An 11464-nucleotide genomic window follows, 5' to 3' on the forward strand; every position below is an offset into this window, starting at 1 on the left:
GCATGAGTTTGGATTCGCTGAAAGCACTGGAGGGCAGTCTGGACCACGGGCCCCCTTTCACCAACCAGGAAAGCCGGAGTCCCCACATCGTCCCCTTCTGCGAGCCAACTCTCGAGGTCAGGGTGATACCGAAGGCCAGCATCGTACAGCAGGACGTTCTGCTGTTTTTGAGAACGTTGCCGGCAGAAAGCGTCGACTTGATCGTGACCGACCCGGCTTATAGTGGAATGAACCAGCATTTGTTGTTGGGGAAAGGGCGGATTGTCGGTAACTATCAGGAAAAGGAGGGAAACAGGTGGTTCGAAGAATTTCATGACACCCCGGAAAACTATGGTCAGTTTTTATCCGAGTGCCAGCGGGTACTGAAAAACGACCGGCATCTGTTTCTGATGTTCGATTCATTTTCCATGCTGTCCCTCGGGGCCCTGGTCAGGGATTTCTTCAATGTCAAGAACATCATCACCTGGGATAAAGTGAACATCGGGATGGGGCATTATTTCCGCAGACAAACCGAGTTCATCCTGTTTGCTTCCAAGGGAAAGCGTCCGGTCACAAGGCGGGATATTCCCGATATCTGGAAAATCAAAAGACTTCACCGGGCATCCTATCCAACGCAAAAGCCGGTAGAACTTTTTGAAGCCATGATTGCTTCAAGTAAAGCAGAAGGTGATACGGATTTTGTGGTGTGCGACCCCTTTGTCGGGTCCGGGAGTGCTGCCATCGCAGCCTTGAGACAAGGATCTCGTTTCGTGGGGTGCGACACCTCCGAGAAAGCGGTTTCACTGTCGCGCAAACGGGTTAAAGCCTTCCTGAAGACGGGTATCGACATCGAACAGGAAAAGCCAGCGTTCGATGAGGCCATCCAGAAAAAGTTTTGGTGATCGATGCAGAACAGCCCATCCGGGTCAAACCTGCTGCGGCGAAATGGCTACCTCCCAGCATACCTGTAACTGGCGGTCGACAGAGTTCACCACGTCCCGATCCAGTTTCCCGTCATCGACTTGCTCATTCAATATGTTCATGATCTCGTCCGGAGGGAGAGGATCACGATAAGGTCGCTTCTGTGCCAGTGCCTGGAATACATCGGCGACCGCGATGATGCGTGCCTCCAGGGAAAGGGTACTCCGGTCCAGGCGATAGGGGTAGCCCGAACCATCCATGCGTTCGTGGTGTTGCGAGGCCCACTCGCTGATTCTTTCCAGTCCCTTGATATTCTTTAGGATGTTGTAGGTGTCAAAACTATGTCTCTTGACTTGGGCACGCTCTTCCGGGGTGAGTTTGCCCGGCTTTTCCAGTAACGCATCCGGCAATCTCAGTTTGCCAATGTCATGCAGCAATCCGGCCAATTCGAGCATTTCGCAGCGTTCTGGCGGTAGATTCCACAGACTGCCGATAAATTTTGCCAACCTGGCCACACCATCGGAATGCGCCTTGGTGAAGGGACTCTTGGCATCAACGACATGGGAGAAGATAAGCATGATGCTGCGGAGATCCTGAAAATCAATTTTCTGGACGGGTGTTTCGGATAACCAGATACTCGAATAGCCGTCCACATGTTCGTTCTCCAGAGAAAACCAGAAAGCCTCGGATCGGGAAATGGACAGGAAGGCTTCAACCAACTCGTCACAAAAAAAGTCGCCCCGTTTCCCCTGGATTTTCTTCCGGATTTCGTCCTTGAAAAGCAAAAGATTGGCGTTGTCGATCCGGGAAGAGAGAGACAACATGTCCACTCGATCCGCCAGATAAATGCAGTTGGCGATCCACTTGGTTTCCATGGGCAGGGCCAGGTCTTTCAACTCGGACCAATGGGTATGATGATGACGCACCATTGGGGCAAGTTTCTCCAGCAGAGGGCTGGACTGTAATAGGGAGGCGCCAATCCTGCAGTGTTCGATTTCCTCTTCCCACTCGAACTGGGCAAGCCGGGAGTGAACGACCGTTTTCGCTACCCCGATATCGTGCAGGATAGCGGCCTCGAACAAATCATCCATGCATTGTCCCGACCAGTGGAGGTATTTGCCACACTCTGAGGCGATGAATGCAACACGTTTCCCGTGCCGGATATGGGTGATACCGACCAGATCCAGCGCATTGGACAGGGAATAGAGGGTTTCATGCAGATTAATGTCGAACGTTGACATTTGACTCCCGTTTCCGAAGAGGATGAAGATCCGGACGATTCTACCACCGCCCATTTCTTTCTCAATACTGTAATTTGCAATACCAGGACGGAAAAGTGTCATTGGAATTATTGGATTCGGCAGAGCAGCCTCTCCGTCGTCTTCGACGGAAATCTCCTGGCGTGACGATTAGGGCGTACCCATTTTGTGCGGATTCTCTTTTCAACGCCGTGATGCTTCAGGAGTGAATTATCTATCCATATGAAATATATCGAATAACTAACAATGTATCTTGATTTTTTCGTACCCAGAAATTGGTAGAACCGCACGATTTCAGTGCCAAACTCCAACTGGCGGGCGCCCGGTTATGCATGGCATGATGCATCACAATGTCCCACTCATGAAAAGGGGGTCTCAAATGCGTCAAACTTTTTGCTCGGTCCTTGGCTCGATAATGGCCATCGGGATATGTCTCATGTTGCCCTCTCCGGGATACGCGGAGCAACGCGATTTCAGCATGACCATCGAGGAGGTTTCCATCAATGTGGCCCCCACGTTGACCGCCAAGGTGTTCGCCTTCAATGGCCAGGTGCCCGGCCCATTGATTCATGTGCGCGAGGGGGATGACGTGACGATTCACGTGACCAATAACACGACGCTCCCCCATACGATCCATTGGCACGGAGTCAATCAGATAGGGTCATGGAAGAGTGACGGCGTGCCGGGAATCACACAAAAACCCATAGAGCCCGGAGATACCTTTACCTACCACTGGATCGCGGACCGTCCGGGGACGCTGTGGTATCACTGTCATGTGAATGTCTGGGAGCATGTGGCAATTCGCGGCATGTGGGGACCGCTGATCGTCGATCCAAAAAATCCAACGCCCTTGGAAAAAAAGGTCACCCGCCAGGTCATCATGATGATGAGTACCTGGGAGTCCGCCTATGCCGATCGTTACGGAAAAGGGGGCAATCCGACCGATGTGACAGACTATTTTTCCGTCAACGGTCGTTCTTTCCCGCTTACTCAACCCATCCGCGTCAAGGAGGGAGATGTATTGCGGATTCGCATGATCGGTGCCGGAGACGAAATTCACGAAATGCATTTGCATGGTCATGACCAACTCATTACCCACAAAGATGGTTATGTGCAAAACAATCCCAATTTTGTCGATACGGTTCCTGTGGGACCGGGGGAACGTTATGACGCCATCGTAAAGATGAATAACCCCGGACGGTTCATATTTCATGACCATGTAGACAGCCACATCAACATGGGGGGCATGGTCGGTGGGCCGATCACGGTCATCGAATATGAGGGGATCCCGATGGAAGACTGGTATGTCTGGAAGGATCACGCCTATGACCCCGATTTTTACTACACCGAATCACTCGCCAAGGGATACGGTTTGTTCAACAATCCAAACCTCATGGGAACCGCGGTGGAACAAACTCGGAGAAGCCGATGAAAATGATTTCCCACACCCTGTTGGCCGGTATTTCATTCTTGCTGATTACGAATCAGGCGTTGGCTGCGGATGGACAGGCCATCCTGGAAAAACAGTGTGCAACCTGCCACAACCTGAATGGCCCGGCGCCTCAAACCGTTCAGGAGATTTGGAACCGTCAGGGCCCCGATCTTTTTTATGCGGGTAACAAGTATCTGCAACTCTGGTTGGTGGAATGGCTGCAAAAGCCTTACAGAATCCGTCCCGCCGGGGAGTTTTATGGCCTGCACATCCGTTCGACTCCCAAGGGAGACGAAATTGATACGTCGACGTTGCAACCCCATGTGGCGCTGTCCCGCGAAGATGCCGTGGCGGTGGCCGATAACTTGATGCAACGGCATCCCCATGATGACCTGATCGCCCGCGAGACGATTACACCGTTCAACTTGTCCAAGCAAATGGGTGAAATGGCCTTCGACAAATTCCTGGGGTGCATGGCGTGTCACTTGATCGAGCCAGATTATGGTGGACTGTCTGGTCCGGAACTCTATACGGCAGGACGTCGGTTGCAGGCCAAATACATGGCGAGTTATATCCGCAGCCCTCAGGCCTGGGACCCAAAGTCCTGGATGCCGAATAAACATGTCTCAGACCCGAATATCCAGAAACTGGTGCAGTACTTGGAGAATCTGTCTGCGGAGAAAAGCGATGGGAAAAAATAACCGATGGGTGGGATGGATGATTCTGGCAGCGATGACCAATCTGGTTCAGGCGCGGGAATTGGCGGTCAACAACTACAAGACTTATTGCATCCAGTGTCATGGTTCTCAGGGCAATGGCCAGGGAATCAACGTGCGTGACATGTCCGTTCAACCCCGTGACCATACGGATGCCAAGGCCATGTCGGCGCGTTCGGATGATGCGTTGTTCAAGGTGATCAAGGAGGGTGGCGCCTCCATTGACAAATCCGTGCTCATGCCGCCATGGGATGGAGTGTTGAGCGATGAAGAGATCCGCGACATGGTGCAGCATTTACGCACCCTTTGCAGATGTAAGTATGGTACCTAATAAACAGGAGAGGACGATGAATTTACTCAGAAAAACAAGTTTTGCACTGGTGGCTGCCGCAGGTTTGATATCCACCCAGGCCGCCCTGGCGGATACCGTCAAAGTCACCATGACGGCTACGGAAGCAGATACGACCATCGATAACAAGGGGACCAAATATCCGGCATGGACATTCGATGGAGCGATGCCTGGAAAGTTTGTACGGGTGAAGGAAGGAGATACGGTGGATTTTACCCTCATCAATCCCCCGGAAAACAAAAATTCCCACGCCATGGATTTTCATGCGGCGCAGGTGGATGTGTTGAATGAATTTGCCCCTGTCAAGCCGGGTGAACAAAAGCACTTCATTTTCCAGGCCAAGGTTCCCGGGCTTTTCATGTATCACTGCGGTGCGAGCCCGATGGTACAGCACATTGCCCGGGGGATGTACGGAGCAATTCTGGTCGAACCCAAGGGAGGGTACAGCAAGGCCTATCCGAAACCGGACCGTGAATATCTCCTGGTGCAGAGCCAGTATTTCCCGGATGCGGAGAACTACAAGGCCATGTTGGAGAACCAGGGATGGGCCGGTTCGCTGATTAATGGAAAGATTCTCCACTATGATCCGGTTCATGACGCAAACGCCACTCAGGTCCTTGAATCCAAGCCCGGTGAAAGAGTGCGGATCTATTTCGTGAATGCCAATATCAATATGCCCGTGGCACTGCATCCCATTGCCGGGATATGGGAGCGCGTCTATATCAACGGCAATCCAAAAAATACACTGTATGGAATGCAAACCTACGGGGTCGCAGTGGCTGAAGGGGATACCTTCGATATTGTCTCTCCTGCGGACCGCAGCACCAATGTCGCCATTGTGGATCACACCATGGGAGCCGCCTTGCGGGGTGCCATCACGGTGTTGATGAACAAGCCAGATGCGGATCCAGGAAAGGGGCGAGGCGATCAGATCGTTGTCAAGTAAAGAAATGGTTCTGCCGGATTCCAGAGAGGCGTCCGCGCCTCCCTGGTTTTGGCACGTTTGCAGGCGGCCTTCATGAGGTTGAACAGACTATTGACCGGGGCGGTTGTGGGTGTCTTGACGGTGGGCGCCATTGGGTATGGCATTTGGTACCTATCCCCGCAAACAACCAGCCCAGAGCACAAATATCAGGTTGCTCAAACCACTTGGTACTGCCCCATGCATCCCTCGGTGTCTCAACATGAGCCCGGTACCTGTCCTATTTGCGGTATGGCCTTGGTCGCTTCGGCCTCTGCCGGGTCGCTCCATGAGCATGGCGTGAAGGTTGACAATGCGACACTCCAGAATCTGGGCGTCAGATTGGCGGCAGTGAAGGAAAGGTTGATCGGCGCGCCTTTGCGTGCCTATGGAAATATCGTCGATGACGGAATGACCGTCTTTTCCGTGCGGCCACGCTTCGAGGGGTGGATTCGCAAACTTCATGTTCATTCGGTCGGTGAAACCGTACAGCGCGGGCAAATTCTTTATGAAATCTATTCACCGGACCTGATGTTGCAGCAACGGGCTTATCTCAATGCCATCGATCGAAAAAATCAGTTGGCGCAAACATTGAGCGTTCCGTCCTACGAAGAAAACAAGTTTTTGATGGATACCTTCCAGCAACTGGCCAAGGAGCGTGCCGAACTGGTGGAGGAGGAGGGCATCAGTCTAGAATCCCTGCGGACGATGGAAGATAGTCGTCAAGTCGTCGAAGTCGTCAAGATAGTGGCCCAGCGTGGGGGGGTTGTGACCCAACTCAACGCCACGGAGGGCAGTTTCGTTTCTCCCGGCACGCCGTTCATGACTCTGTCTGATGCAAGTCGGGCATGGGTGGATGTCTCCCTGTATCCAGATCAGTTGAATCGTGTACAAATTGGAAATCCGGTGACGGTATTCGAACCGTCGGGAGAAAACCTGACCAGCACATTGAATTTTGTGAGTCCGGTGGCGGAGAATAATGTCGTTCATGTTCGCGCTCCTCTGGATCTGTCCCATTCCACCCTCAGAATTGGATCCTATGTCGGTGTCTCTATCCGGACAGCGGTTCACAAGGGCCTTGTTCTGCCTCGGTCGGCCATCATTTACGCTGCCCAGGGCAATCGGGTCATGCTCTCCCTGGGCGAAGGACATTTTCTTCCCGTACCCGTGGAAACGGGCGCTGAGGAAGGAGATGAAGTAGAGATTCTGGATGGGCTGAAAGTAGGCGCCAAAGTCGCCGTGAATGGACAATATCTTCTGGATTCGGCGGCTTCAATGAATGCTGCGACAGAACGAATGCACTCTTCGCCATGATTCGCTGGATCATCGATTATGCCATTCGTCATCGCGTGGCTGTGATATTCGGTTGCGTGCTGGTGGCAGCCCTGGGGGGATATTCCGTATTTTCCATTCGTCTCGATGCCATTCCGAATCTGACGGACCTGCAAGTCATCGTCAAGACCCAATACCCTGGACAATCCCCTGAAATCGTCGAAGATCAGGTGACCTACCCCTTGACCACCGCCCTGTTGTCGGTTCCGGAAGCGCAGGCAGTGCGTGGGTTTTCCATGTTTGGCGAATCCTATCTGTACGTGATCTTCAACGAGGGTACGGACCCTTACTGGGCACGTTCGCGCGTGTTGGAATATCTGAGTCGGACTTCCACCCAACTCCCCAAGGGAGTCGTTCCTGTCATTGGTCCAGATGCTTCCGGCGTAGGATGGGTCTTTGAATACGCGCTGGTGGATCGTCAACATCGCCATGATTTGGCCCAACTGCGTGCGATTCAGGATTTTTATCTGAAATACGAACTTCAGGGGGTACCGGGCGTTGCCGAAGTGGCCAGCGTTGGCGGCATCGTCCGGCAATATCAGGTGGAGGTCGATCCCGACCGGATGGCCGCCTTCAAGGTTACTTTCAATCAGGTAGCCCAGGCGATTCGGAACAACAATCGCACGGGGGGCGGGTCAGTGGTTGAATTGGGACGATCAGAGTTCATGATTCGGGCCAGAGGCTATCTATCTTCTCTGGAGGATTTCAGGGGCATCCCGGTGGCGGTGAGCGATAGAGGGGTGCCGGTACGCCTGGAGGATGTCGCCCGTATCGCTACCGGACCAGAGCCGCGGCGCGGCGTGGCGGATTTGAACGGGCAGGGGGAGGTGGTTGGCGGTATTGTGGTCATGCGCTATGACCGTAACGCGCTGGATACCGTTTCACGGGTTCGTGATCGCCTGGAGGAGATCAAGGCAGGGTTGCCGCCCGGGGTGGAGATTCGAGTGACTTATGATCGTTCGAATCTGATCCGCCAGGCCATTCGAACCCTGCGGATCAAGTTGTTGGAAGAGTTTCTGGTGGTGGCCATTGTGTGCTGGTTATTCCTGGGACATTTTCGCTCTGCCTGGGTGGCGATCATCACCCTGCCTTTGGGAATCCTGACGGCCTTCGTGATCATGCGGGTGCAGGGAATCGCGGCCAATATCATGTCGCTGGGTGGGATTGCCATTGCTTTGGGAGCCATGGTGGATGCAGCCATCGTCATGATCGAGAATATGCACAAACATCTGGAACGTTCCGACTGGGGGGGGGACTATTGGGAAGTTGCGCGCCAGAGTGCACAGGAAGTGGGACCGGCGCTGTTTTTTTCCCTGATGGTGATTACGGTATCCTTTTTGCCCGTGTTCGCACTGACCGGTCAGGAAGGTAAACTGTTCGCGCCTCTGGCCTATACCAAGACCTACGCCATGGCAGCTTCGGCATTGTTGGGGATTACCTTGCTGCCCATTCTCATGGGCTATTTCATTCGAGGTCGCATTTCCGAAGAAAACAGCAATCCCTTGAACCGGGGTCTGCAAGCCTGTTACCGTCCCGTGTTGGGGGCCGCTCTGGATCGGCCTCTGCTGACCTCGTTCATGACGATATTGCTTCTTCTATCCATCGCATTCCCCCTCTCCAGGATAGGCAGTGAATTTATGCCCCCGTTATACGAAGGCGATGTGCTTTATATGCCGACGACCCTTCCGGGGCTATCGGTGGATGAAGCCGTCAACCTGCTTCAAGTGACCGATCGACTCATCCGTCGGCTTCCAGAAGTGGCCCAGGTCTTTGGCAAGGCGGGGCGCGCGGACACTGCTACGGATCCGGCTCCCTTATCCATGTTCGAAACCACCATTACCCTCAAACCGCAGAGTGAATGGCCTGCCGGAGAACGTGTGGAAGATTTGATTGCCAAACTGGATCGTGAAGTGAAATTGCCTGGTTTGAGTAATGCCTGGGGTTATCCTATACGAACCCGGATCGACATGGTATCTACCGGGATTCGCACCCCTCTGGGGATTCGGGTTACGGGGCCTGATTCCAGGGGAATCGCCGATTTGACGGAACGGCTCGAGGTTCTTCTGAAGTCTGTGAATGGCGCGCGGAGCGTCTTTGCCGAGCGCGTTGCAGGCGGACATTATCTGGATATCCAGGTAAATCGTCAGCAAGCGGCACGTTATGGCGTGACCATCTCTGACCTCACGGATTTTGTTCAGGGTGCCGTGGGGGGGGCAAATGTGGATACGGTCGTTTCGGGACGCGAACGATTTTCCATCAATCTGCGTTATCCCCGGGACCTGCGACAATCTCTGGAGGCACTGTCGGATAGCCGGATAACCCTGCCCCAAGGGCAGCAAGTTCCTCTGCGTGAACTGGCGCACTTGCAACTGATGGATGGCCCTGCCGAAATCAGAAGCGAGAATGCGCGTCTGGCGGGCTATGTCTATATCACGCTGAGGGGCAATGACATGGGTCGCTTCGTTCAGGACGCCAATCAACGCATTGCCAAATCCCTGCGTATGCCGCCCGGTTATGCTCTGAAATGGGTGGGTCAGTACGAGAATCTTCAACATGCCAAACAGCGCTTGGTGTTGATTCTGCCCTTGACACTGGGCTTGATCGCCTTGTTGCTCTATCAGATATTCGGGCGCTGGCCAAAGGTGGTCCTGGTGATGCTTTGTTTGCCATTTTCTCTGGTGGGGGGCGTCTGGTTGGTCTATGCATTGGGTTATGCATTCTCTGTGGCTGTAGCCATTGGGTTTATCGCATTGGCGGGGGTGGCCGCCGAATTTGGCGTGGTCATGATCCTTTATCTCGATCGAGCCGTCTTGGCCAAACGAGAGGCGGGGGAAATGATTCATTTGAGCGATCTGCGTGCGGCGGTCACGCAGGGAGCCATTCAACGGTTGAGACCAAAAACCATGACGGTCTTCGTGATTGTCAGTGGTCTCATGCCTGTACTGCTGGGAGAAGGCGTTGGGGCGGATGTCATGAAGCGAGTGGCGGCTCCCCTGGTGGGGGGGATGACCACAGCACCCCTATTGTCCCTTCTGGTGATTCCAACCTTGTATTACTGGTGGCAACAATCGACTTTCAAAGGAGAAAACGCATGAAACGCTGTTCACTGATTCTATTTACGGGATTCATGGCACTGCAAACAACCTCTCCCTCATGGGCGGATGACATGAACATGGATATGTCGGGAGGGATGGATCACATGACGTCCGGTTCCGAACAGCCGATGGAAGCGGCCAAAGGGGTGAAAGGGGTGATTCGCCAAATAGATCGCACCAAAGGAATCATGACCATATCTCATGAACCGATCCCGAGTTTGGGTTGGTCTGCCATGACCATGGATTTTTCGGTCAAGAATCCCGCGTGGCTAGGCTCCTTCAAAGCAGGGCAGTCCATCCATTTTGACTTTGTCCGACAACGGGGTGCCTATGTCATTACGGCAGTGAAATAATCGCGTCAGGCATTCAATTCGGGGAGGAAAGTGCGTCAATCGACCCGTTGCGAATGAGGGGCAGGGTGATCGCGATCACCCGCTCAAACTCGTCCAAGGGCATCGGGTCGCCGAAGAAATATCCCTGAAAATTGACACAGTGATGCTGGAGGAGAAAATCCTTTTGTTCGGCTGTTTCTACCCCTTCTGCGATCACTTCCATGCCGAGGTTATTCCCCATGGCGATGATGGTTTGTATGATGACTGCCGCATCGTCATTTTCGGAGATGTCGTGAACAAAACTCTGATCTATTTTTATCTGGTCAAGGGGTAACCTTTTGAGGCCGGATAAAGATGAATGTCCCGTGCCAAAGTCATCCATCGCAAATTTAACGAACAAGGTTAGATCGTGCGCAAGCCACGATCTGAACCGTTTGTTGGACAAGCCCGGCAAGTCCCCTGTGACCCTTGTTATGGAAATATCTCTCTGACTGCGGTGGTGCCGATGGGGATCATCCCCCACCATGCCCCCAATTTCACCACCTGAATGTTGCCATTGCAGCAACCCGTTGCGCTCAACCCGGCATTTTTGTTGCGTTTCCACCCGATTTCGCTCTTTTGCAGGGCGAGTATGCCCGTACCTGCCAAGTATGGCAGGTTGGCGAAGTGTGTTACGTTACATGGTCGTCTCCCCCTCTGCGACACCTTGCCTGAAATTCCCTGACGCAAACTGCCGGGCGAATACTGATTTGAGGCGGGTGAGCACGATCCTCATTGTCCCACCGCAACATTTACAGCGTATCGTCGGGCGGGGTCTCGGTGGAGGAATCACGACCCGTTTGATGAGTTGTACCAACTGAACCAATTTGCTGTTGGGATGCAAAAAGCCAAAGTTTCGGGCACGGCGGTAACCTTTGGGCAGAATGTGTTGCAGAATCAGGCGCAAGAATGCCACGCCACTGAGGGTACGGGTTTCAGTCCGTTTGGTTTGGCTGTTTTGGTAACGGAACGTCACCTGCCCCTTATCGCAGGACAGGATATCTTTCTCCTGTATCACGCCCCGATACAGATAACGACCGAGGTAAATC

At 53.4% G+C, this 11464-nt stretch carries 11 protein-coding genes and 1 pseudogene; 9 read left to right on the forward strand and 3 right to left on the reverse strand.

Going from position 1 to position 11464, the window contains the following annotated elements; translation table 11 throughout:
- Positions 1-2 precede the first annotated feature (2 nt).
- Positions 3-881, forward strand: a complete 879-nt coding sequence (locus M6F29_RS04555) for a DNA-methyltransferase (RefSeq protein WP_298157713.1) — start codon at positions 3-5, stop codon at positions 879-881.
- 24 nt (positions 882-905) lie between these two features.
- Here M6F29_RS04555 and M6F29_RS04560 read toward each other — a convergent pair whose 3' ends face one another.
- Positions 906-2141, reverse strand: coding sequence for an HD domain-containing phosphohydrolase (locus M6F29_RS04560; RefSeq protein WP_298157714.1), 1236 nt, complete (start codon positions 2139-2141; stop codon positions 906-908).
- A gap of 454 nt (positions 2142-2595) precedes the next feature.
- Between M6F29_RS04560 and M6F29_RS04565 the strand changes: the two genes are divergently transcribed.
- The 8 genes and pseudogenes from M6F29_RS04565 (at position 2596) to M6F29_RS04595 (ending at position 10397) form a co-directional block, all read left to right on the forward strand.
- Positions 2596-3591: a multicopper oxidase domain-containing protein gene (locus M6F29_RS04565; RefSeq protein ID WP_298157715.1), complete on the forward strand. Its 996-nt coding sequence runs from the start codon at positions 2596-2598 to the stop codon at positions 3589-3591.
- The gene (locus M6F29_RS04570; protein WP_298157716.1) at positions 3588-4292 is read left to right on the forward strand and encodes a c-type cytochrome; all 705 of its coding nucleotides are present in this window, start codon (positions 3588-3590) and stop codon (positions 4290-4292) included. Before M6F29_RS04565 ends, M6F29_RS04570 begins: the two co-directional genes overlap by 4 nt.
- A complete protein-coding gene (locus tag M6F29_RS04575; protein ID WP_297481350.1) occupies positions 4279-4638 on the forward strand; it encodes a c-type cytochrome in 360 nt (119 codons plus the stop codon). Before M6F29_RS04570 ends, M6F29_RS04575 begins: the two co-directional genes overlap by 14 nt.
- Before the next feature lie 16 nt (positions 4639-4654).
- The gene (locus M6F29_RS04580) at positions 4655-5602 is read left to right on the forward strand and encodes a multicopper oxidase domain-containing protein (protein ID WP_298157717.1); all 948 of its coding nucleotides are present in this window, start codon (positions 4655-4657) and stop codon (positions 5600-5602) included.
- Positions 5603-5674: 72 nt separating this feature from the next.
- Positions 5675-5872: pseudogene (locus M6F29_RS12255) on the forward strand (heavy metal-binding domain-containing protein); the annotation flags it as partial.
- Positions 5873-5917: 45 nt separating this feature from the next.
- The gene (locus M6F29_RS04585) at positions 5918-6931 is read left to right on the forward strand and encodes an efflux RND transporter periplasmic adaptor subunit (protein WP_298157718.1); all 1014 of its coding nucleotides are present in this window, start codon (positions 5918-5920) and stop codon (positions 6929-6931) included.
- Positions 6928-10044, forward strand: a complete 3117-nt coding sequence (locus tag M6F29_RS04590; RefSeq protein ID WP_298157719.1) for an efflux RND transporter permease subunit — start codon at positions 6928-6930, stop codon at positions 10042-10044. Before M6F29_RS04585 ends, M6F29_RS04590 begins: the two co-directional genes overlap by 4 nt.
- Entirely contained in the window at positions 10041-10397 is a 357-nt protein-coding gene (locus M6F29_RS04595; protein ID WP_297481343.1) for a copper-binding protein, read from the forward strand. The genes M6F29_RS04590 and M6F29_RS04595 overlap by 4 nt, the downstream gene beginning before the upstream one ends.
- Before the next feature lie 13 nt (positions 10398-10410).
- On the opposite strand, the gene M6F29_RS04600 is transcribed toward M6F29_RS04595, so the two are convergent.
- A complete protein-coding gene (locus M6F29_RS04600) occupies positions 10411-10821 on the reverse strand; it encodes an EAL domain-containing protein (protein WP_298157720.1) in 411 nt (136 codons plus the stop codon).
- Positions 10822-11052: 231 nt separating this feature from the next.
- Positions 11053-11464, reverse strand: a 412-nt coding sequence (locus M6F29_RS04605; protein ID WP_298157721.1) for a transposase, incomplete at its 5' end; no start/stop codon positions are given.

It is taken from the genome of Ferrovum sp., assembly GCF_027317285.1.
Classification (GTDB): Bacteria; Pseudomonadota; Gammaproteobacteria; order Burkholderiales; family Ferrovaceae; genus Ferrovum.